Source organism: Pseudomonas sp. LBUM1663, assembly GCF_059695905.1.
Window position 1 is genome coordinate 5,150,986 of sequence record NZ_CP166792.1, and the last position, 23,917, is coordinate 5,174,902.

Here is a 23,917-nt window from a genome sequence, read left to right on the forward strand (position 1 = left end):
AGGGTCTTCAATTTGAGCTTCGTCCCGATTTTTCAGGCTTTCGCCAAGTGACTACACGTCCTTGCGCAACGGACTACACATCCGCCAGAATCCGCCGGCTTGTGCGCGTTGGCCTTGCCCCGTAACTTGATCTGCGTCGCTGCCAATCAGCGGCCGGGTTTAGTCGCCCGGTGTTTGTACGATGTGCATAGCGTCATCCAGTCGGGTTTTCCCTATCCCCCGCACTTGATGGTGGCTGTTCGCAGGGCGCTCTCGGGCGCGCCGGTTCTCGTACTCACCGGTCGACTAACCTGCTTACAGCCGCCACCCCCTCGTTTAGTCGCGAGGTCGTGGCAGCCCCAATCGAGTACGAAAACATGTTCAAAGCAACACCAAATCCCCCCGAAACCGACCCGGTTTCCCCCTACGCCACCCTCGATACAAGAAAGCTCCACGCTGCCGCCGACAAGGCGCTCGACCACTACCTCAAACCCACTGTCGATACCCTTCGCTCTTCCCAGGAACGTGCCATGAAAATGTTCACTGTTATCGCCGATGCCAATCCCGAAGCGCTGAACATCGAGACCTATGAAACCTTTTCCACGGTCAGCACGCTGCTGCTCGACCTGGCGGACAGCCTGGACGACAAGCCGCGGCATCTGGCGATGGCGATTTACCGGATCAGTGAGTTGGGTTTGATGTTGGTGGAGCGGTCGCTGGATAACGAGAAGGCGATCAAAGTGACCGGAGCTTAAAGATCAGGCGCCTGAGCTGACGTCATCGCGGGCAAGCCCGCTCCCACAGGGATCGGCGTCGAACACACATTTTGTGAACGACGCCAGACATTGTGGGAGCGGGCTTGCCCGCGATGGCGATGGTGAAAACGCCAATGAACTTCAGGCAGATGCAGGCATCGGCTGAAAACTGAAGTACTGCGTCAACGCCTCCACCAATTGCCCAAACTCCGGCGGTGCCCGTTGCAGGCTGAACCCGGCGTCGTAATGGTGGGGGGTTTCGTCTTCGTGGCACCACAAACAACACGCCGTCAGGTCAATGACCTGCTGGCAACCGTCGCTGGCGGGGATTTTCAATCGCAGGTCAAAATCGACGCCCACCATCATGGGCAACTGGCTGATGAGCATCAGCCCGTCGGCGGACACATTGCCCAGAAAGCCGATGGGTTTGTCGGTGACGCTGTTGAACACTTTCAGAAAATACGGCAATTGATGCCGCTCGATCCGGCGGTCGGTAAACATGCGCAGTTGGCCCAGCAAGGCCCTTAAGCAGGGCCGCACTAATGCTTCGGAACGTGCCTGTTTTTGCTCTTGTCGAAAAGCCTGGCGCGCTCTCCCCGTTCCCGGTGCGTCAGTCCACGAATCCGCTGACGCTTACAGCTGCCGGTTACAGGTATGACCTCGATCTAGAGACATGTCTCTAAAACCGATCCATTCGACTATAGCTCACCACCGCCGGGCGGCCAGCCTTTGCATGACAACAGTCATCAAAACTGCGTCGGGCGCACCGCTGCTGCGGCGCTGCGAGTCGGGTAATGGCCCAGGCTCTGCAAGGTCTCCAGGCGCGCGCGGGCGCGGTAGGCGTATTCGCTTTGCGGGTAGGACGCCATGATGAACTGATAAGTCTGCGCCGCATCGATGAACAGCTTCTGCCGTTCCAGGCACTGGCCGCGCATCATCGACACTTCCGGCCACACATAAGGCCGCGCACGGCTGGAGCGTTCGACTTTCGACAATTCGAGCATTACCTGCTCGCAATTGCCGCGATCGTAGGCGCTGTAGGCGTTATTCAAATGATGGTTCATCGACCAACGGGCGCAGCCCGTCACACTGAGGACGCTGAGGGCAAGGGCGGCAATGGGCACGAATCGCATGGGGGTTCTCCTGTCTTGAGCTCTGTATCGACCCGTGAGCAGAAATCTTCAGGAATGTTCGGTTAAAGATATAAACGAATAAGTAGTGCATATGAACAATGACTACAACTTCGGACCATAGTAGCCTCACTCAGCGCTTGAACTCAGGAGTCTTTGCATGTCCGTCCGTCGTACCAAAATCGTCGCTACCCTTGGCCCGGCCAGTAACTCGCCGGAAGTTCTCGAACAGCTGATTCTGGCTGGCCTGGACGTCGCCCGCCTGAACTTCTCCCACGGCACCCCCGACGAGCACAAGGCTCGCGCGAAGCTGGTGCGTGACCTCGCAGCCAAGCACGGCCGCTTCGTCGCCCTGCTGGGTGACCTGCAAGGCCCGAAAATCCGTATCGCCAAATTCGCCAACAAGAAGATCGAGCTGAAGATCGGTGATCAATTCACCTTTTCCACCAGCCATCCTCTGACCGAAGGCAACCAGCAAGTGGTCGGCATCGACTACCCGGACCTGGTCAAGGACTGCGGCGTGGGCGACGAGCTGCTGCTCGACGACGGCCGTGTGGTGATGCGCGTCGATACCGCCACCGCCACCGAACTGAACTGCACCGTGCTGATCGGCGGCCCGCTGTCCGATCATAAAGGCATCAACCGTCGCGGCGGTGGCCTGACGGCGCCGGCCCTGACCGAGAAAGACAAGGCCGACATCAAGCTCGCCGCCGAAATGGAAGTCGACTACCTCGCGGTGTCCTTCCCGCGTGACGCCGCCGACATGGAATACGCCCGTCAACTGCGCGACGAAGCCGGCGGCACCGCCTGGCTGGTGGCGAAGATCGAACGCGCCGAAGCCGTGGCCGATGACGAAACCCTCGATGCGCTGATCCAGGCCTCCGACGCGGTGATGGTTGCCCGTGGTGACCTGGGTGTGGAAATCGGCGACGCCGAGCTCGTGGGCATTCAGAAGAAAATCATTCTGCACGCACGCCGCCACAACAAAGCTGTGATCGTGGCGACCCAGATGATGGAGTCGATGATCCAGAACCCGATGCCGACCCGCGCCGAAGTGTCCGACGTGGCCAACGCCGTGCTCGACTACACCGACGCCGTAATGCTTTCGGCAGAAAGTGCTGCCGGTCTGTACCCGCTGGAAGCCGTGCAAGCAATGGCGCGCATCTGCGTCGGCGCTGAAAAGCACCCGACCAGCAAGACCTCCAGCCACCGCATCGGCAAGGTCTTCGAAAGTTGCGACCAGAGCATCGCCCTGGCCGCCATGTACACCGCCAACCACTTCCCGGGCGTGAAAGCGATCATCGCCCTGACCGAGAGTGGCTACACGCCGTTGATCATGTCGCGCATCCGTTCTTCGGTGCCGATCTACGCGTTCTCCCCACACCGCGAAACCCAGGCCCGCGCGGCCATGTTCCGTGGCGTCTACACCGTACCGTTCGACCCGGCATCGCTGCCGCCTGAGCAAGTCAGCCAGGCCGCGATCGACGAGTTGCTCAAACGCGGCGTCGTGGAGAAAGGCGACTGGGTCATCCTGACCAAGGGCGACAGCTACCACACCATCGGCGGCACCAACGGGATGAAAATCCTGCACGTTGGCGACAAGATGGTCTGAGTGATCAGAACTGCTGAAATAGAAACCGCCATGTGAATGGCGGTTTTTTTTCGTCTGAAGAACGGCGCCCTGGAAAATGACCGACCTGTCTACTGTCAGGTTTTACAGTAGACAGGTCTGGCACTGTGACCTTCCAATCAGATCCTGGCCCTGTATTCGCTACCAACCTTGAACATGAGGAAAGGTCTTCATCTTCTGATCTGCAGCAGTCGGCCTCACATCCATAACGGAGCTTGAACAAATGAAGACTCAACCTACCGCCGAGGCCGGCATGCTGGACGAAGGTTTTGGGGAAAAGGGTATTGCCTGGATTGGTTTTGGCCAATACGCGGTGGCCAGAATTGAAGGTATCAAGAGCGTCGGGGAAGGCACTGAAGGCAAAATCTATTTCGCAGGTTGGTACCACGACAACAGCATGGCCACGTCTTTTTACATATTGGGCCGACTGAACTCAGACGGCTCAGCCGATAAAACGTTTGGCGCAGACAGTGATAACGGTGTTGTCGTGGGGCGCTTCAAGGGGCTCAGCTCAACAGTAAGGTCGTTGGCTGTTCAACCTGACGGCAAAATCCTTTTATTTGGTGATGCCACCAGCAGTGAGTTCCTTCAGGCGCCTGCCTTCGCTCGTTATGGAGCTGATGGACGGCTTGACCAAAGTTTCGGCGAAGACGGCCATGCCATTCACAATATTATTGTGCATCCGCCGGCTCACGCCGCTCGCCAGAATGAATCGCCGTCGACCGCCGGAAGCACCGCTAGCCCCTTCGGAGTAGAAGTCCTGCCCGATGGGAAAATACTTGCATTCAAACATCATGTACTTTTCGGCTTAGATTCAGCGGTAGGTCTGATTATTCGACTCGACGATAAAGGATCGCTGGATCTGGACTTCAATCAAATTGGCCATATCGTCGTTTCCCATCCCGACTACTTGTTTAACCACACACAGCTCATGAACATCATGGTGCAGGCCGACGGCAAGTACCTGGGTTGCGGAGCGGTATGGGATAAAAATGATCCTCATTCCGCCATGTTTGTGCGCTATCACCCGCAAGGTCATCTCGACAACTCGTTCGCAGACCGCGGATTCGTTATCACCAAAGGCCCAGTCGACATGGGCGGACTACGCGTCGAGGTGATGGCTCAACAACCCAATCAGCGCATTTTGGGGATTGGTTCGACCATCACCCCTTCAAACGACAGGGGCCTGTTGCTGAGCATCGAACCCGACGGGTCGCCCAATATCCAATTCAACCGGGGTATGCCCTTGTTTACCGAGTTAGAGCCCGGCGCTTTGACCGCGTGGACGGGTGGCGCCATTCAAAAGAATGGGAGGATTGTGGTGGTGGGAGGAACCGGGTTTTTTAATGGCAAAGTCGACATCGTTGTGGCTCGATTTATCGATGAAAAGTTTGATCCCGAATTCAATGGCATCGGTTACGTCCGCACCGAGGTAGAGCCTGGGACTGAGGCCGCGACAGGCATGGCGTTGCAGAGCGACGACAAAATACTCGTAGCTGCCTACTCCGGGAGTTCAAAGAATCTCATCATTTTGCGTTATCTGTCGTAGTTCTCAGCAGAGGGAAGCCCTGCCCGGTGAATGGCGGGGCTTTTTGGTTTCTGATCCGGAAGATGTGTCGCCTGGATAGGCCTCTTCGCGGGCAAGCCCGCTCCCACAGGGTTTTGTGTTGTTCACAAATTACGTGACCACTACAAGAACCTGTGGGAGCGGGCTTGCCCGCGAAGAGGCCCGCAAGGTCAGCGACCATTCAATGTCGTTTGATAAAGGCCGACAACGCCGCCAACGCTTCCGGCGAGCGCAACCGCTGGGTGAACAACGCACCCTCTTCTTCGATCACTTTGCGCAGCTGTTCCCGATCCGGCGCTTTCATCAATTGCTTGCTGATCCGCACCGCGTCCGGTGGCAATGACTCAAACCGCAACGCCATCTCCCGCGCCTTGGCCAACGCCGCTTCGCCACTGCCCAACGCCTCGGTCGCTATGCCCCAAGCCGCAGCCTGTTCACCACTGAACCCGTCACCCAGCAACAACAGTTCGGCCGCTTTTGCATGGCCGAGCAGTCGCGGCAGGATCAGGCTGGAACCAAACTCCGGGCACAACCCGAGGTTCACAAACGGCATTCGCAACCGCGCATCCCGACTGACATACACCAGATCGCAATGCAGCAACATCGTCGTGCCGATCCCCACTGCAGCGCCTGCCACGGCGGCGATCACCGGTTTTCGGCATTCGAGCAAGTTGAGCATGAAGTTGAACACCGGGCTGTCGAGGTTGCTCGGCGGTTGCTGGATGAAGTCGGCAATGTCGTTGCCGGCAGTGAAGCACTCGGCGCTGCCGGTGATCAGCACGGCGTTGATTTCGGGGTCGGTGTCGGCCTGTTTCAGCGCGTCAGCCAAGTGGCTGTACATGGCGCGGGTCAGGGCGTTTTTCTTGTCGGGGCGGTTCAGGCGCAGGGTCAGCAGGCCGCGTTCGCGTTCAAGCTGGATGGCATCGGTCATGGCGAGTCTCGCGTCGTTAAACGATCAGCGCTCAACCACGGGGAACAAAGACATCCGCCAGCAGTTGGTTGCGCGGCAATCCGGCCAGGTACAAACGCCGGGCAAAGGCGTCGACACTGTCGGGGGCTCCGCAGACTAAGGCCAGGGTTTGTCGGGAAACAAGCCGCAGTTGCGCCAACGCCTGCGGCAACTCGGCCGGGGTCCAGCATTCGATGCTGAGGTTTTCACGCACATCGCACAGGGCTTGCAGGGGTTTGGCCAGATAATGCTCGCTGGTGTCATGGGCGAGGTGAATGACGCGGATGGCGCCTTGGTGATCCTGACGCAGCGCTTCGCGCAACACCCCGAACAACGGCCCCAATCCCGTACCGGCGGCCATCAGCCACAGCGGTCGAGTGCTCCAGTCGGGGTCGTATTGCAACGCTCCGCCACGCAATTCGCCGAGGCGGATCGGGTCGCCGATTTTCAGTTGGCGGGCCGCGTTGCTGAACTCACCCGGCTGGCGACAATCGAGATGGAATTCCAGAAAACGGTCTTCTTCCGGTAGGCTCGCCAAGGAGTATGGCCGTGCCACGTTACCCGCCCACAACACCAGATGCTGCCCGGCACGGTAGCGCAACGGTCGCTCGGTGGTCAGGCGCAAACGCAACACACTGGCGCTCAACCAATCGACGGCGACGACTTGTGCCGGGCGGCCGTCAACGTGTGGGTCGAAGGTGTGCACCTGCAAGTCCTCGACCACCTGACACTGACACGCCAAGCGCCAACCTTGCTGACGCTGTTCGACACTCAACGCATCGGGACGGCTGTCGCTGGGCAAGCCTTGAACGCATTGCACCAGGCACGCATGGCAACTGCCGGCGCGGCAACTGTAAGGCACGGCCACGCCGTTCTGATTCAGGGCATCGAGCAGGTTGCTGCCCGGCGCCACAGACCAGTGGCGCTCGCCGACCCGCAACTCAGGCATCGACGTTCTCCCACGCCGCCGCGCAACGATTGCGACCGTCACGCTTGGCGCGGTAAAGCGCCTGGTCGGCGCGCTGCAAGGCATCGTCGAGATCATCGCCCAGCTCCAGCAAGGTCATGCCGGCGGACAAACTGAGGTGGGCGACGTTGAGTCCGATCAGTTCGACATCGGTGAACGCGATGCGCAGGCGTTCGCAACAGGACGTCAGGCGTTCAGCGTTGCAGTCAGGCAACAGCACAACGAACTCTTCGCCGCCATAACGGGCCAGCACATCCCCCTCGCGCAGGCAGGCGGTGGCCACACCGGCAAAGGCTTGCAGTACTTGATCGCCAGCAGCGTGGCCATGAACATCGTTGATACGTTTGAAGTGGTCGAGGTCGATCAGCGCCAAGCCATGCACCACGCCAGCGTCCATCGCATTCAGCTCGCGGGAGGCCAGGCGCAGGAAATGCCGGCGGTTGAACAGCCCGGTGAGTTCGTCAGTGGCGACCAGGTCTTCGAGCTGGCGCATCATCCCGCGCAGGGTGTCCTGGTGCGCCTGCAAGGCAAACCGTCGTTGCCGCATACGTTGACGCGAGGCCTGGACGTAACGGGCATAGAGCTCCAGCCACACCAATACGATAAACAGCACGCACACCTGCAACGCCGCCAGCGCCGGGTCGTGCAACTGGAAGTGGTAGCCCTCCCACAGCGTGATCGCACTGAAACTGAAAAACACCAACAGGGCGCACCGCACAAACGCACGGCGCGAAAGATGGAACAGCCCGAACAACATGATCAGCAGGTAGAACACCAGGAACGCGCCGCGCGCCTCATCCAGATTGGCGATCAGCCACGTCTGCCACCCCAGGCCCATCAACACTTGTGCTTCGGTCAGGCTCGGGTCGGAAAAGCGCAGGTTGCAGCCGCTGTAAAACAACGCAAACAACGTCCCTTGAGTGATCACCACCAGTGCACTGCCGATGGCCACGCTGGTCAGCGATTCATCGTAATGCCCGGTGAAAAACGCCAGCCACAGTAAGACCAAAGCCAGGGCGTAGGTGCCGGCTGCGAGGGCAAAGCGTTTAAGTAAAAGCCGTTGGATGGCGTTATGGGTCAATCGTTGACTCACCGTGCGAAAGGAGGCTGACCGAGTGTCCTACTCTACAGACCGAATGCCACTTTAGTGGGGTGTCTGATAAATGACCATTCAATTTTCGGGGCAGAAAACTGGCGTCAAAAGCATGTCCGATTTTCACCTGGATCCTGGTGCTTGCCATGGTCCCTGTAGCAGCTGGCGAAGCCTGCGTTCGGCTGCGCAGCCGTCGTGAAACCTGTGTTTAAGGTCTGCCTGATACACCGAGGTGCCCGATTTCACGACGGCTGCGCCGCCGAACGCAGGCTTCGCCAGCTGCTACAGGGATCGCGGTGTTATAAGACCAACGATTGACTGCCGGCGGGTGTGCCCGCCACCGAGGCGCGTTATACTGCCGCGCCTTTTTAGCGTCGCGCCAGCTGCCCCGGCGTGCCTTGAAAGGTGCTTGCAACCGACCGATGCACCCAAGCTGCAAGCACCTTATTGAATGTTCCCGTCTTTTAGAGGAGCGCGACTCATGACCGTGATCAAGCAAGACGACCTGATTCAGAGCGTTGCCGACGCCCTGCAGTTCATTTCCTATTACCACCCCGTTGACTTCATCCAGGCGATGCACGAAGCCTACCTGCGCGAAGAATCGCCAGCGGCCCGTGATTCGATGGCGCAAATCCTGATCAACTCGCGCATGTGTGCCACTGGCCACCGCCCGATCTGCCAGGACACCGGCATCGTCACCGTCTTCGTCCGCGTGGGCATGGACGTGCGCTGGGATGGCGCCACCATGGGCCTGGACGACATGATCAACGAAGGCGTGCGCCGGGCTTACAACCTGCCGGAAAACGTGCTGCGTGCCTCGATCCTCGCCGACCCGGCGGGCGCTCGTAAAAACACCAAGGACAACACCCCGGCCGTTATCCACTACTCCATCGTTCCGGGTAACACCGTGGAAGTGGACGTGGCAGCCAAGGGCGGCGGTTCCGAGAACAAGTCGAAAATGGCCATGCTCAACCCGTCCGACTCGATCGTCGACTGGGTGCTGAAAACCGTTCCGGAAATGGGCGCCGGCTGGTGCCCACCGGGCATGCTCGGCATCGGCATCGGCGGCACCGCCGAGAAAGCCGCCGTCATGGCCAAGGAAGTGTTGATGGAATCCATCGACATTCACGAGCTGAAGAAGCGCGGCCCGTCCAACCGTATCGAAGAGATGCGTCTGGAGCTGTTCGAGAAGGTCAACCAACTGGGCATCGGCGCCCAGGGCCTCGGTGGCCTGACCACCGTGCTCGACGTGAAGATCATGGATTACCCGACCCACGCCGCTTCGTTGCCGGTGTGCATGATCCCCAACTGCGCCGCCACCCGTCACGCGCACTTCGTGCTCGATGGTTCCGGCCCGGCCTCGCTGGAAGCGCCACCGTTGGACGCCTACCCGGAAATCGTCTGGGAAGCCGGCCCGTCGGCTCGTCGCGTCAACCTCGACACCCTGACCCCGGAAGACGTGCAAAGCTGGAAGCCGGGCGAAACCGTCCTGCTCAACGGCAAGATGCTCACCGGTCGCGATGCCGCGCACAAGCGCATGGTCGAGATGCTGAACAAGGGTGAAACCCTGCCGGTCGATCTGAAAGGTCGCTTCATCTACTACGTCGGCCCGGTTGATCCGGTGCGCGAAGAAGTGGTGGGGCCTGCCGGTCCGACCACCGCCACGCGCATGGACAAGTTCACCCGTCAGATCCTCGAGCAAACGGGCCTGTTGGGCATGATCGGCAAATCCGAGCGCGGCCCGACCGCGATCGAAGCGATCAAGGACCACAAAGCCGTTTACTTGATGGCAGTGGGCGGCGCGGCTTACCTGGTGGCGCAAGCCATCAAGAAATCCCGTGTGGTGGCGTTCGCCGAACTGGGCATGGAAGCGATCTACGAGTTCGACGTGAAAGACATGCCGGTCACCGTTGCGGTGGATAGCAAGGGCGAGTCGGTACACATCACCGGTCCTGCCATCTGGCAGAAAAAGATCAGTGAAAGCCTGGCGGTCGAAGTGCAATAAGCGCTGCGCCTTGCCAAAACGGCCGGCTCGTCTGAATCGACGACTCGGCCGTTTTTTTTGCTTGCGCATAATGCGAATGGCATTAAAAGCCACCCGCTTACAGCTATTTGATCTAGAAAAGCCTTCCTGACCTGTCAGATCTGACAGGTTACGCACGACCCCTATCTTGTTAGCGTCTGAACCATCACGCGACACCGTTGCCACGGGCGAGCGCCAGGCCAAAACAGGATCAGCTCCATGGAAGACCAAGCCTCCCTGAATATCGTCGCACCCGCGATTGCCAAGAGTTCTTCGATCGCCAGCATCGGCAATGATTGGGATAAGGTCGGCTGGACGGGAGCCGCTTCTTTCACGCTGTCGCTGCCGATTTCAGCGGGACGCGGCTACGATCCCCAGCTCTCGTTGAGTTACAGCAGCCAGTCGACTAACGGACCGTTCGGCGTCGGCTGGCAGTCGGGCCTCAGTGCCATCACCCGCCAAACCAGTAAAGGTGTGCCGCGCTATACCGGCGATGATGTGTTCATCAGCCCTCTGGGCGAGCAGATGATGGCCGAGCGCAACGCCAGCGGTGAGATCGAGGAACGTGAAGTCTCTGAATACCGTGGTTTGCAAATCGGTAAACACTTTGTGCTGCGATATCGGCCCCGGGTCGAAAGCACGTTCGATTTAATCGAATTCTGGTACTCCGATTCAAACCCGGAAGGGTTCTGGCTGGTGCACGGGGCCGACGGAAGCCTGCACCTGTACGGCAAAATCGAGCGCGCGCGCAAGGCTGACCCGCTGGACTCTAAGCGAGTGGTTGCCTGGTTGTTGCAGGAGAGCATGAATGCCCGGGGCGAGCATATCGGTTACGAGTACCTGAAAGACGAGGCCCCTGGAGATGAATCTGCCCCGCATGACTACCGGGCCCAACGCTACGTGCATCGCGTGCTGTATGGCAATTTTGCGGCGTATGACCAGTTGTACAGCTGGGACATGCCGCAAACACCAACACCTGAATGGCATTTCCACTTGGTGTTCGACTACGGCGAACGCACCCGGGACCTGACTGAAAAACCGGTTTATGACACGCCGACGCCCAGACCCTGGCTGATTCGAAACGACCCCTTTTCGTCCTATCGACAGGGCTTTGAAGTGGGCACTCGACGCCTATGCCAGCAAGTGCTGATGTTTCACAATTTTCCGGAATTGGGCAGCGAACCTGTGCTGGTCCGGCGCTTGTTGCTGGAGTACGCGGCCAACTCCGCCCCCTGGTCCTATAGCCAGATCGCGGCGGCGCATTATCAAGCGTATGACGCCGACGGCTTCGTGGAAAACATGCCTCCAGTGGAGTTTGACTATGCGACGTTCGAACTCAATAAAGAGCCGAGTGCATTTTTCCCGTTCGAAAACATGCCGGGCATCGAAGACGGCGGACTCTATCAATGCGTCGACCTGTTCGGCGAAGGCTTGCCGGGCTTTCTGTGTCGCCATGACCAATGCTGGTACTACCGCGAGCCCTTGCGCGCCCCCACTGGCCCTGACCACATCCACTACGGCCCGTGGACAGCGCTGAGTAAAATCCCGGTGGCCGACCGCAACAAACCTGCGCATCAAGCCCTCATGGATATGACCGGCGACGGGCGCCTGGACTGGATTGTCGCCCAACCCGGCATGAGTGGTTTCTATACGTTGAACCCGGATCGGACCTGGTCAACCTTCATCCCGTTCTCGGCCTTCCCGCTAGAGTTTTTCAACACCCTTTCGCAGTTGTGCGATTTGACGGGCGACGGGCTCAGCTCGCTGGCGCTGATCGGCCCTAACGCCGTGCGCTTCTACGCCAATCAGCGAGAAGGCGGCTTTGCCAGGGGCGAAGAAGTCCCTCACAAGCCAGCAGACGACCGTTTACCCCTCTTCAGCAACTCAAGCAGCGAGCTGGTGTTTTTGGGCAACCTGCTGGGCAGCGACATGACCGAGTTGTGCCGCATTCGGCACAACGAAATCAAATGCTGGCCAAACCTGGGGCACGGACAATTCGGCACCGGTTTTGTCATCAGCGGCCCGACTTTCGAGTACGCGAAGTTCGATGCCGCGCGGGTGCGAATTGCCGATCTGAACGGGTCCGGCGCCCCCGCGCTCATCTATCTGAATTCCGCTGGCTTCGACATTTACCTCAACCACGGCGGCAATGGTTTTGCACCAACGCCCATTACGGTCCCCTGGCCCGAAGACGTGCGTTACGACAACCTGTGTCAGGTCACCTTCGCCGACCTGCAAGGTCTCGGTTGTGCCAGCCTGATCCTGACCGTGCCGCACATGAAGCCCCGACACTGGCGCTATGACTTTGTCAGCGCCAAGCCGTACTTGATGGTCACCAGCAACAACAACATGGGGTGCAGCACGCAGGTCGTGCATCGAAGTTCTGTGCAGTTCTGGCTGGACGAAAAACAGCGGATTCTCAAGCTCAAGCGTCATCCCGTGAGTTACCTGCCTTTTGCGGTGCAAGTCGTCCGTCAACAAACCCAGCGGGATGAAATCACCGGTAATTGCCTGAATCAGTTCTTCAACTATTTCGAGGCCTGGTATGACCATCAGGACCGGGAATTCCGTGGCTTCGGCCGGCTGGACCAAACCGACAGCGAAACCGGCTCGGACGAAGACGAAAGCTTCACCGCCCCTGCGTTGGTCCGCACGTGGTTTCACACCGGCAGGCAGATCGATTTGTCTCGCAACGAATATTTCAATCGCGATGCTGAGGCGCAGCCGCTGAAAGACACGCTGTTTTGTCGATTTCACCCTAACGACGAGTACGAAGAACTCATTACGCCCGAGGACGAAGCCACCGTTCACGAAATCGCCCGCAGCCTCTCGGGCGTTATGCTCAGAGTGGAAACCTATGCAGCGGCGGACCAGTCACCGGCAGCGCCCTTCCAGGTTGTCCAGAATCGATACATCGTTCGTGAGGTGCGTGAGCGTGGTGATCACTACCCCGACAGGGTGTTGATGACCTCGCTGCTGGAAGAAATCAGCTACCACTATGAGCGTTTCGTCGAAGACCCGCTGTGCCGCCATGTCATCAACTTGAGCCGGGACGTGTTCGGGCTGACAACCCATAGCATCACAGTCAGCTATGCCCGGCGCCTGACCGAGGAAAACGAGCCACCGTTTGCCGATGTCGATGAAAGGCAATGGTGGATTGATGCCCATGATCCGGCTCAGCAGTCCTATTACCTGAGCGAAGCCCGCGCCGAGTTTATTCACCTGGTCGATCCGCAAGGCTGGAGGCTCGGCCTGCCCTATCGGCAACGGGGTAATGCCCTGATATTGCCCAAGAAACCCGTTGCTGAGGGGCTTGATCCCAAAGCGATTTCTTATGAGCAATTCCTTGAGCTGTTCGCATCCCCCGAATGGGCGACTCGGCGAGAATTGACAGCGCAATCGGTGCAACGCTACGTCACCACGGCTAACGAAACATTGCCGGACGGCACGGCCGGGTTCGAAGCCCTGACGGGGCCGATGGAAATCGCACAACTGAACAAGGCGGCGCTGGAGGTCTACGGCGATGTGGATCCGCCGATTGATATCCGGGAAGAACTGACGAAAATCGGTTATCTGTGCATGAAGCTGTTTCTGGGTACGGACACAGCGGCGGACGAAGAAGAGGACCAACTGAGAAATCTTTGGTCTGCCCTTTACAACTTTGCCCAGTACGGAGATCTCAATCACTTCTACAAGGTCGAGGCGCTCAACGAAACGCTAAGCCACGGCATCACCAAGGTTCAATACGACAGTTACTGTCTGCTGATCAAACGCTTCGAGCTGCCGGATGGCTGCACCACACTCGCCGAGCATGACTATCACGCGTTGACAACGCTGCGCACCATTGATGCCAACGACAACGTTGAAGAAGTCCGTAACGATCCGTCCGGCCCGCACACTGTCACCTTCTATGGAACAGAAAACGCTGTGCGCGCCGGCTTCAACGCCATCGCCGACTACGACCGGCCCGGCGACACCAGCCCGGGCACGGCAATCGAATTCCCCGAGAGCGCGCTACAAAAAGCCGCCAGTACCTTTCGCAAGGACCTGCTCAGTTGGATGGGTCAGCTCAACAACTCCGTCAGGCAGACACCCGACTGGCTGGCTGAATGGATCGCACAAGGTTACGTGTTGCCAAGCCTGCACATCCGCGCCAGTGCCCGACTTCGCCTGGCCAGGCTCAAGACCCGGACGCCGGCCGAGCAGGCGCTGTGGGACTTGCTGCTCAGCGTCCCGCGCACTCCGGTGCACAGCGTCGTCATTTCCGCTGACCGGTACCCGGATGATGAAGTATCAGCGAATTTCCACATCATCCTGTCGTTGTCCGACGGTTTCGGACGCCCCCTGCAAACTCAACAACGGGTCGAACCCGGTGATGCTTATGTCGTGGAAAACGGCAAACTGGTGATCGAAGACGGCAAGCCAAAAGTGGCGCACGCCGACCCGCGCTGGCGTATCAGCGCACGGGTGGAATACAACAACAAGGGACTGCCGGTACGAACCTACCGCCCCTATTTCGCCAATGCCTACGGCTACATCGATGACGATTGCTTCAAGGCGTTCGGCTATCACGACAAAAGTTTCTACGATGTGCTGGGTCGCCTGACCAAGATCATCAACGCCAAGGGCGACGTCGCGTACACCCTCATCCACCCTTGGTACAAAACCGACCTGGACTTTAATGACACCTACAGTGAGCCGGCTCTTAAAGCGAGCAAGGCAGATATGCAATGAGCACCAGCGCTCACTGGAACACCGCCGCAATAGCGTCAAATGATGCACGTGGGTTGGCAGCGCGCCATATCGCCTACCTGCGCAAGGGACCCGGTGACACGCTTGAACCGCTGATCACCCGGCAACGCCATGACGTTATCGGGAACCTGGCAGAGCAACGGGACCCGCGACTGGCCGATGCACTCAAGCCTAATTTGGCCAAGGTCCATGGCCTGTCCGGACAATTGCTCAAGGTCGCCAGCGTCGACGCCGGTTGGCGGATCAGCCTGCCGGGGCTGGCCGGGGAAATCCTCCAGCGCTGGGACGCACACGGCAGGCATTGGCGCACCGTGTATGACGATCAGTTGCGCGCCATTGCCATCGATGAAAACGACCAACCGAATGTCGAGACCTTCCGTTACGCCGATGCCACCGCCGATAAAGCCTTCAACCTGTGCGGTCAGTTGATCAGGCAGGTCGATCCCTCCGGCGCACTGGAATCGCGCAGCTTCAGCCTGCACGGCCAAGCGCTGCACGACAGCCGGACGATCACCGGTGCCGGCACCTTCCCAGGCAGCCGGACCTACAGCCCGCGCGGTGCGCTGCTGACCCGAACCGATGCCGGCGATCATCAGCAACGGATGGTTTACGACCGCGCCGGGCAGCTGCAAGAGGTTCAGCTGCGGCTTACTCCCGCCGAGGACTGGCGGCCCGTGCTGGAAGACGCCCGCTACAACGCCGCCGGCCAGATCATCGAGCAGCATGCTCGCAGCAAGGTCCTCAGCACCTGGGCTTACGATGACGCCGATGGCCGTCTCACCACGCTGAAGGCCGGCGTGCCCGGGCAGGACCTGCTCCAGCATTTCCAGTACTGGTATGACCGCGTCGGCAACGTGCTGCGCATCGACGATCTGACGTTCAAACCGGTGTACTTCGACAATCAGCTCATCAATGGCCACCGCGAATTCACCTACGACGCGCTGTACCAATTGACCCGCGCCACCGGCCATGACGCCGCCCCGAGCACCGGCCTGCCCGGGCGTCCTTCGCCGACGGATCCCACGAACCACCTCAACTACACCCAGCACTACGAGTACGACGACGGCGGCAACCTGATCAAGTTGGTCCATGAGCGTGCGGCGGGCAACTACACCCACGAGATGTTCATCGACCCGACCAGCAACCGCGGGGTGCGCTGGAAACAAGGTGATCCCGTGCCGGTGTTCGACACCTTGTTCGACCGCCATGGCAACCTCCTGGCCTCGGCCCCGGGAAGACCCCTGGACTGGAACAGCCGCGATCAACTGGCCCGGGCGACGTTGGTTGAACATGACGACGGCCGCCACGATGACGAAGTCTTTCGCTACAGCCAGGGCGAACGGGTGTTCAAGCGCCATGAATGGCACACTCCGACCCTCACTCATTTTCATCAAGTGCTGTACTTGCCGGGGCTGGAAATCCGCACCCGCGACAACGGCGAAGAACTGCACGTCATCACCCTGCCGGGGGGCCGGGGCAGCGTGCGTTGCCTGCATTGGGTCAGCAACAAACCCGACGGAATCGAACAAAATCAGCTGCGCTACAGCCTCGACGACGAACTGGGATCCTGCCTCATGGAGCTGGACCAGAACGCCCGGTTGATCAGCCACGAAGGTTATTACCCGTTCGGCGGCACCGCCTGGCTGACGGCGGCGTCCTTGCTGGAGGTCGGCTACAAAACCATCCGGTACTCAGGCAAGGAACAGGATGAATGCGGGCTTTGTTACTACGGCGCACGTTACTACGCACCGTGGTTGCAGCGTTGGGTGAGCCCTGACCCGAAATGGGACGTGGACGGGCTGAATCTCTATGTGTTTGTGGGGAATAACCCTGCGAATTATTTCGACGACAATGGCGAACAGAAAACATCGAGCCAGTTGAAAGCGGAAATAATCAGTGGTTTCAAGTTCCTGTCTTCCGTGCACCACGAAATGAACACACTGAATCAGCAGCTGGACGACTTGTCTCGCCCTGCCGCATTTCGTTGGAATATCCTTAAGAACGTTGTCTACCAAGCGGGCAGTATTGCGACTGGCTGGTACTCCTCATTCCATGCCGCAGGCGCCGCTGCCGGTGCCTTTCCTGCGTTCAGCAATGCCAACCCACATCTGTCAGGCGCCTTGTCAGGGATGCTGTTAGGCAACAGGGTCGCCGATAAAAGCACCGGGCTGTACGCACAAGTGATGAGCCCCTTGAAGCTCAATACATCGATTGTGCCGGACCCTTCCGCCTTCAGCGCCGACACACTTAAAGAAAGGGCAGGACTCTCGACGTCTGAAAGTCCCGGCAACAGCGGGTTACGCGCCTACTCAGGTGATGAATTGATGGGAGGCGCCATTGACCTGGTCTCCAAAACTGTCGGGGCTTACATTCCGGGGGTCGGAGAAAGCTTTGCCTTGGCCAAAGTCGCGGAAGATGCAACCAGGGCAGAAGAAGGCTTGTTCAATTTCGAATTGAACGAGATCGAGTCAACACTTGATCAACTGGGCCAGGCCGTCGACGAAGCCACGGCGTTGATCAATGCGAACTATGCCGCGCTGGGCATCAATGCGTTTTACGACGAAGCCCACCACGGCATGGATTATCTGGTTGACCTCGTGTTGAGACGAGTAGGCACCCCCAAAGCGAACACCGTTAATAAAAAAACGGCTCAACCGTTCAGAGAACGAGCGCTGAATAGCATTGCCAATACCAAAGCAGGACTGAATCGATACCGTCGTTACACGGCGCAGAAAACATCCAATTGAGCAGCCAAGGTGACTTGATGAATGTTCCAGGGACATCGCAATGAGCGGATCCGTGCATTTACGCACCGCTGATGTCACGGCCAATGACAACAGAGGCCTGCCGATTAGACAGGTGGCTTATCTGCGCAAGAACGCCGGTGACGTCGCGCAATCGCTCATCTCGCGGGGTATTCATAACCTCGCTGGGCAGTTGATCGAGCAATGGGATTCGCGGCTCTCCATCCCTTCCTTGAGCAACGTCTATCGCCTCTCTGGCGAAGCCATCCGAATCAACAGCGTGGACGCCGGCAAGCGCTTGATCTTGCTGGGGCTGGCTGGCGAAGAACTTCAACGCTGGGACTCACGCGGCAATCATTGGCGTACCCGGTACGATGCTCAATTACGCGCCGTTGCCGTCGATGAAAACGACCAACAGAATGTCGAAACCTTCAGCTATGCCGACTCATTGGCCGACCCTGCCTTCAACTTGCGTGGCCAGATGATCAAGCTGGTCGATCAATCAGGTTCACTCGAATCGAGAGGTTTCAGCCTCCACGGATCGCCGCTGAGTGAAATCCGAACGATTGCCGGGGCCGGCACCTTCAGCAGCAGTCGTACCTATGGCCCTCAGGGCGACTTACTGATTCAGACCAACTCGGGAGGCCATCAGCAGCGCTTGCACTACGACATCGCCGGGCAGCTCAGGCAGGTTGTTCTGCAACTCAGCGCCGACGAATCGCAATGCGTCCTGCAGGATGCGCAGTACAACGCCGCCGGCCAGATCATGACGCAAATGGCCGGTAATGGCGTGATCAGCCAGTGGACGTACTGCCCGGCCGACGGGCGCCTCACCACGCTCACGTCCGGTAAACCCGACGAAGCCTTGCAGCAAAATCTCCACTACTTCTACGACCGGATGGACAACATCCTGCGTATCGAAGATCACACCCTGGCCACGGTGTACTTCGCCAACCAGCGCATCAATGCCCATCGGGAGTTTACCTACGATTCGCTGTACCGAGTGATCAGCGCCAGCGGTTTCGAGGCCGAAGTCCCCAATCTGGAATCCGGCTTGCCGGAGTTGATCGTGCCCGTAGACCCCGGTCGCCGCTATGGCTACGTCGAAGACTTCACCTACGACAAGGGCAACAATCTGACCGAACTGCGCCATCAGCGTGAGGGTAATAACTTCACCCACCGCATGCGCATCGACCCTGAGAGCAACCGTGGCGTACGCTGGAAAACAGGCGATCCAGAGCCCGATTTCAAGGCGCTGTTTGACCCGCATGGCAACCAGTCATATCTGCAAGACGGCGCGCAACCCCTGATCTGGAACACCAGAGATCAACTGGAAAAAGTGACCCTGCTCACCCACAGCAATGGCCTGGCAGACGATACGGAAAGCTACCTCTACAGCCAGGGTGAACGGGTCTGCAAACGCCACGTCACGCACACGCGGTCAATGACTCACAGCCGGGAGGTCCTTTACCTGCCGGGACTGGACATTCACACCCGCGACGACGGTCGGGTGTTGCACGTCATTACCCTGCCGCTCGCCTTTGGCAGCGTTCGATGCTTGCACTGGGCCAGCGGGGGGCCCGGTGATCTGGAGCCTGATCAGCTGCGCTACAGCCTCGACGACCATCTAGGCTCCTGCACACTGGAACTCGATCGCCATGGCGCCTTGATCAGTCTTGAGTTCTATTACGCGTTCGGCGGCACGGCGTGGTGGGCGGCCCGCTCCGAGGTGGAAGCCGATTACAAGACCATTCGGTACTCCGGCAAGGAAATGGACCGCAGCGGGCTTTATTACTATGGCGCCCGATATTACGCGCCGTGGTTGTGGCGCTGGATCTGTCCCGACCCGGCAGGCGATGTGGACGGGCTGAATCTGTATGCGATGGTGAAAAACAACCCGATTGTCTTTACCGATTCCGATGGCCGTATGCGAGAAACACCGGAGGAGCGGGCAGATAGAAGAACAAAAAGCCATGCGACACAAAAAGCGAGGGCAGCCCGATCTGCTCTGAATCAGGCAGCTTACAAACATACCCAGATAGTCAAACTCTCGGCACGTAGAGCCAGGGACGCACAACGACAGATTCTCAACCACGGTTCGGCAGCGGCTTGGGGTTCCTCTGCCGCCGTGAGAGTGGGGACACATGTTGCAGGACAGATTGTTTCCTATGGAGTTGGATTCGGGATAGGTATCGGGACGGCGGCGTTGGGGGCAGCAGCGGGTCCTGTGGGCGTTGCAGCAGGTTTTGCAACAGGAATAGCGGCAAAAAAAGCGGTGAGTTTCGGTGTCGACTGGGCTTCGGAGCGAACAGGTCTGAGTGCATCGGTCAAATTGAAATCAGGAAAGCTGGACCCTCAACGAATCATCACCAAAGGTGAATACAAGACCATGGACCTGGTTCCGTATGCCAGTGGCAAACTCAAAGGCGTCGTGAAAGGTGTCATGGATATGAACAAGAAAGGTCTGTTAAAAGGCGGCAAGGAAGTTGGGAGCCTGGCCGCTTCGGCAGGTCTGAAAGTGGCGGGGACGCCGATGTCCAGTGAAATGAGTGGCGGACTGTCGTTGCTCTTGGGTTTACCTGAGATCGTTCATGAGGTGATGGGTGCGGCAGGGGAACTGACTCCCGAGAAGATTGCAAAGCTGGACTCGAACATCAATGGTCTGATTGGCGTATTGCAAGAAAGTATGGGCAACGTTGCAGCGATGTTCGCAGCCAACGGCACCGTTGCGATCAATACATTCAGCTTCATTCCGAGCAAATTACATAAGGCATCCGGCGATACGGTTGAGAGTCTGACTCAGATGACCGACAGCGCCATCAATGAACTCAGGCATACACAGAAACTACTGCACGATCAGCCGTCCAGAGTCGCCGCTTAATGAGCGACCACTGTCGCAAAAGCCAGGAAACCGGGCGGCATGCTATGGTGCGCGCCCGTACCTCTTCCTGTTTCCTAAAGCATGCTGCCGACTTCGCGCACGTTACGCCTGACGCTGTACACCTTGCTGATCGTTGCCGGTGCCGCACTGGCAGCCGGTTTTGCCCTGCGTCACGCCGAACGCCAGGCGCTGGTCGAGGACGCCGCGCGGGCCAATCAGCAGTTGGCGCTCTACGCCAATTCCCTGCACACCCTGATTGATCGCTACCGCGCCCTGCCCGCCGTGCTGGCGCTGGACCCGGAGTTGCGCGGCGCGCTGAACGGTGAAGTGAGCCCCGAACAGCAGCTTGCGCTGAACCGCAAACTGGAAAAAATCAACGGCGCCGCGCAGTCCTCGACCCTGGAACTGCTCGACCGCACCGGCCTCGCCGTGGCCGCCAGCAATTGGCGTTTGCCCAGCAGTTACGTCGGCCACAACTACGGTTTTCGCCCCTACTTCAGCCAGACCCGCACCCAGGGCACCGGGCGCTTTTATGCGGTGGGCGTGACCAGCGGCATTCCGGGGTATTTCCTGTCCAGCGCGGTGACCAGCGACAGTGGCGAGTTCCTCGGGGCGATGGTGGTGAAGCTCGAGTTTCCGGAACTGGAGCGTGAATGGCGCCAGGGCAGCGACACGCTGCTGGTCAGCGATGCACGCGGCATTATCTTCATCGCCAATCAGCCGGGCTGGCGCTATCGCTTGTTGAAACCGTTGAGCGACAGCGATCACGCCGAGCTCAAGGTCACCCGCCAATACGACAAACAACCGCTGACCCCGCTGGACTATCAATCGCTTCAGCGCTTTGACGACAACAGCGATCTGACGCGGGTCGTCGGGCCTGACGGCACGGCCAATTACCTGTGGGAATCGCTGCCGCTGAGCACTGAAGGCTGGACCTTGCACCTGCTGCGCCGCCCGCAAGTCGCCTTCGAAGACAGCCGCAACGCCGCGCTCGCAGCTGCCGGGCTGTGGTTGGCGTTGGTGTTTCTGTTGCTGTTTCTCAACCAGCGCTGGCGCCTGGCGAAAATGCGTCAGCGCAGCCGTGAAGAACTCGAACAATTGGTCGAAGAGCGCACCCGAGACCTGCGCACCGCTCAGGACGGTCTGGTGCAATCGGCCAAACTGGCGGCCCTTGGCCAGATGTCCGCCGCCCTCGCCCATGAAATCAATCAGCCGCTGACCGCCCAGCGCATGCAGTTGGCTACGCTGAGGCTGCTGCTCGATCACGGCCGGGTCGACGACGCCTACAAGGCGTTGAAACCGGTGGACGACATGCTGACGCGCATGGCCGCCCTCACCGGCCACCTGAAAACCTTTGCCCGCAAAAGCCCCAGCGGTTTGCGCGAACGGCTGGATCTGGCGGCGGTGGTCGACCAATCGCTGCAATTGCTCGACGCGCGTCTGCGTGATGAGCAGGTCAGCACCGTACTGCACCTGACGCGCCCGGCGTGGGTGCGTGGCGATGCGATCCGACTGGAACAGGTGTTGATCAACCTGCTGCGCAATGCCCTGGATGCGATGCAGGACAAACCCTGCAAACGCCTGGAAATCCGCCTCGAAGCCGACGAGCAACTCTGGCGCCTGACCGTCACCGACAATGGCGGTGGCATCGCCGAAGAGCATCTGCCAAACGTGTTCGATCCGTTCTTCACCACCAAACCGGTGGGTGATGGCCTGGGCCTGGGCCTGGCGGTATCGTTTGCCATCGTGCACGAATCGGGCGGTCGCCTGAGCGCCGACAATCACGCCAACGGCGCCGTGTTCACCGTGACATTACCCATCGATCTGGAGGCCCACAGCCCATGCTGAATTCTGTGATGGTGGTCGACGACGAAAGCAGCATTCGTAGCGCCGTCGAGCAATGGCTGAGCCTGTCGGGTTTCGAGGTGCAGCTGTTCAGCCGCGCCGATGAGTGCCTGGCGCAATTGCCGGGCCACTTCCCGGGCGTGATCCTCAGCGACGTGCGCATGCCCGGCATGACCGGCCTTGAGTTGCTGGCCGAAGTTCAGCGCCGCGATGTCGACCTGCCGGTGATTCTGTTGACCGGCCACGGCGATGTACCGATGGCGGTCGAAGCGATGCGCGATGGCGCCTATGACTTTCTCGAAAAACCCTTCAGCCCGGAAACCCTGCTGAGCAGTTTGCGCAGGGCGCTGGACAAGCGCCGTCTGGTGCTGGAAAACCGCGCATTGCATGAGCTGGCCGACAACCGCGCCAAACTCGATGCAACGTTGCTAGGCGTTTCCCGTGGCTTTCAGACCTTGCGCCGGCAGGTGCTGGATCTGGCGGCGCTGCCGGTCAACGTCTTGATCCGTGGCGAAACCGGCAGCGGCAAAGAGTTGGTCGCCCGCTGCCTGCACGACTTCGGGCCGCGCGCGGACAAGCCGTTCGTGGCGCTCAATTGCGCGGCGATTCCCGAGCAGTTGTTCGAGGCTGAGTTGTTTGGCCATGAGAGCGGCGCGTTTACCGGCGCTTCGGGCAAGCGTATTGGCAAACTTGAATACGCGGATGGCGGCACGCTGTTTCTCGATGAAATCGAAAGCATGCCGCTGGCCCAGCAAGTGAAATTGCTGCGGGTGCTGCAGGAGCAGAAGCTTGAGCGACTGGGCTCCAATCAGAGCATTCGCGTGGACCTGCGGATCATCGCCGCGACCAAGCCTGATCTGCTGGATGAGGCACGGGCGGGGCGTTTTCGCGAGGATTTGGCGTACCGCTTGAATGTGGCCGAGTTGCGCCTGCCGCCCTTGCGCGACCGGCGTGAAGACATTCCGTTGTTGTTCGAAACGTTTGCGCAGAACGCCGCCGAGCGTTTGGGCCGCACGTTTCCACCGTTGAGCGGCCCGCAGTTGAGCCATCTGTTGAGCCACGACTGGCCGGGCAATGTGCGCGAACTAGCGAACGTGGCCGAACGTCAGGTGCTGGGGTTGGGTGAACCGGAACCGGTCGGGATCGATCCCGGCCAATCGCTGGCGGCGCAGGCGGAAGCGTTCGAAGCCCATTGCCTGCGCGCGGCGCTGACCCGGCACAAGGGCGACGTGAAAGCGGTGCTTGAAGAACTGCAACTGCCGCGCCGGACCTTCAATGAAAAGATGCAGCGGCATGGGCTGAGTCGGGAAATGTTCTTGTAGTGCCTGAACGGGCCTCTTCGTGGGCAAGCCCGCTCCCACAGGGTTCAGTGTCGTACACAAAATCTTCGTTCAACTCGGTCACTGTGGGAGCGGGCTTGCCCGCGAAGAGGCCGGTGCAAACAATGCACATCCGCAAGCCTGATAAGCAATTTTCCGCTCACGCTCAATCCAGCATAAGCGGATTTCCGCTCACCAATTCCCCACAACCCCTCTAAACCAGCCCTCCTTGATCTGGCACACCTCCTGCTATAGCCCATGCAGGCTGCGTTTCAACGCGCTC

Annotated in this window: 14 protein-coding genes; 9 read left to right on the top strand and 5 right to left on the bottom strand. The window is 59.3% G+C overall.

What is annotated here, in order from left to right; translation table 11 throughout:
- Positions 1-356 precede the first annotated feature (356 nt).
- On the top strand, positions 357-734 hold the full coding sequence (locus ACA075_RS23625) for a DUF6124 family protein (RefSeq protein ID WP_497295679.1): 378 nt from the start codon (positions 357-359) through the stop codon (positions 732-734).
- Between the two features lie 141 nt (positions 735-875).
- On the opposite strand, the gene ACA075_RS23630 is transcribed toward ACA075_RS23625, so the two are convergent.
- Positions 876-1,235, bottom strand: coding sequence for a PilZ domain-containing protein (locus ACA075_RS23630; RefSeq protein WP_497295681.1), 360 nt, complete (start codon positions 1,233-1,235; stop codon positions 876-878).
- Positions 1,236-1,480: 245 nt separating this feature from the next.
- A complete protein-coding gene (locus ACA075_RS23635) occupies positions 1,481-1,867 on the bottom strand; it encodes a tetratricopeptide repeat protein (RefSeq protein ID WP_094470962.1) in 387 nt (128 codons plus the stop codon).
- Between the two features lie 157 nt (positions 1,868-2,024).
- On the opposite strand from ACA075_RS23635, the gene pyk reads away from it, so the two are divergent.
- Positions 2,025-3,476: a pyruvate kinase gene (pyk, locus tag ACA075_RS23640; RefSeq protein ID WP_140667576.1), complete on the top strand. Its 1,452-nt coding sequence runs from the start codon at positions 2,025-2,027 to the stop codon at positions 3,474-3,476.
- A gap of 241 nt (positions 3,477-3,717) precedes the next feature.
- On the top strand, positions 3,718-5,043 hold the full coding sequence (locus tag ACA075_RS23645; protein WP_497295684.1) for a hypothetical protein: 1,326 nt from the start codon (positions 3,718-3,720) through the stop codon (positions 5,041-5,043).
- A gap of 199 nt (positions 5,044-5,242) precedes the next feature.
- Here the strand turns inward: ACA075_RS23645 and ACA075_RS23650 are convergent, their stop codons facing one another.
- Genes ACA075_RS23650 through ACA075_RS23660 form a run of 3 tightly spaced genes read right to left on the bottom strand, consistent with a single transcriptional unit; the run spans position 5,243 to position 8,058 of the window.
- Entirely contained in the window at positions 5,243-5,992 is a 750-nt protein-coding gene (locus ACA075_RS23650) for an enoyl-CoA hydratase-related protein (RefSeq protein ID WP_497295685.1), read from the bottom strand.
- 31 nt (positions 5,993-6,023) lie between these two features.
- A complete protein-coding gene (locus ACA075_RS23655) occupies positions 6,024-6,959 on the bottom strand; it encodes an iron-sulfur-binding ferredoxin reductase (protein WP_497295687.1) in 936 nt (311 codons plus the stop codon).
- Complete coding sequence (locus tag ACA075_RS23660) at positions 6,952-8,058, bottom strand: GGDEF domain-containing protein (RefSeq protein WP_497295689.1); 1,107 nt, start codon at positions 8,056-8,058, stop codon at positions 6,952-6,954. The genes ACA075_RS23655 and ACA075_RS23660 overlap by 8 nt, the downstream gene beginning before the upstream one ends.
- 493 nt (positions 8,059-8,551) lie before the next feature.
- On the opposite strand from ACA075_RS23660, the gene ACA075_RS23665 reads away from it, so the two are divergent.
- From ACA075_RS23665 to ACA075_RS23690, 6 genes are all read left to right on the top strand, one after another.
- Positions 8,552-10,075 carry a fumarate hydratase gene (locus ACA075_RS23665; RefSeq protein ID WP_008156025.1) on the top strand — a complete coding sequence of 508 codons (1,524 nt, stop codon included), beginning with the start codon at positions 8,552-8,554 and terminating at the stop codon, positions 10,073-10,075.
- A 237-nt stretch (positions 10,076-10,312) separates the two neighbouring features.
- Positions 10,313-14,827: a SpvB/TcaC N-terminal domain-containing protein gene (locus tag ACA075_RS23670; RefSeq protein WP_497295691.1), complete on the top strand. Its 4,515-nt coding sequence runs from the start codon at positions 10,313-10,315 to the stop codon at positions 14,825-14,827.
- Entirely contained in the window at positions 14,824-17,592 is a 2,769-nt protein-coding gene (locus tag ACA075_RS23675; RefSeq protein ID WP_497295693.1) for an RHS repeat-associated core domain-containing protein, read from the top strand. The genes ACA075_RS23670 and ACA075_RS23675 overlap by 4 nt, the downstream gene beginning before the upstream one ends.
- Before the next feature lie 52 nt (positions 17,593-17,644).
- Positions 17,645-20,470, top strand: a complete 2,826-nt coding sequence (locus ACA075_RS23680) for an RHS repeat-associated core domain-containing protein (protein ID WP_497295695.1) — start codon at positions 17,645-17,647, stop codon at positions 20,468-20,470.
- Positions 20,471-20,551: 81 nt separating this feature from the next.
- Entirely contained in the window at positions 20,552-22,318 is a 1,767-nt protein-coding gene (locus ACA075_RS23685) for a sensor histidine kinase (RefSeq protein ID WP_497295697.1), read from the top strand.
- Complete coding sequence (locus tag ACA075_RS23690; RefSeq protein ID WP_497295699.1) at positions 22,312-23,637, top strand: sigma-54-dependent transcriptional regulator; 1,326 nt, start codon at positions 22,312-22,314, stop codon at positions 23,635-23,637. The genes ACA075_RS23685 and ACA075_RS23690 overlap by 7 nt, the downstream gene beginning before the upstream one ends.
- Positions 23,638-23,917 lie beyond the last annotated feature (280 nt).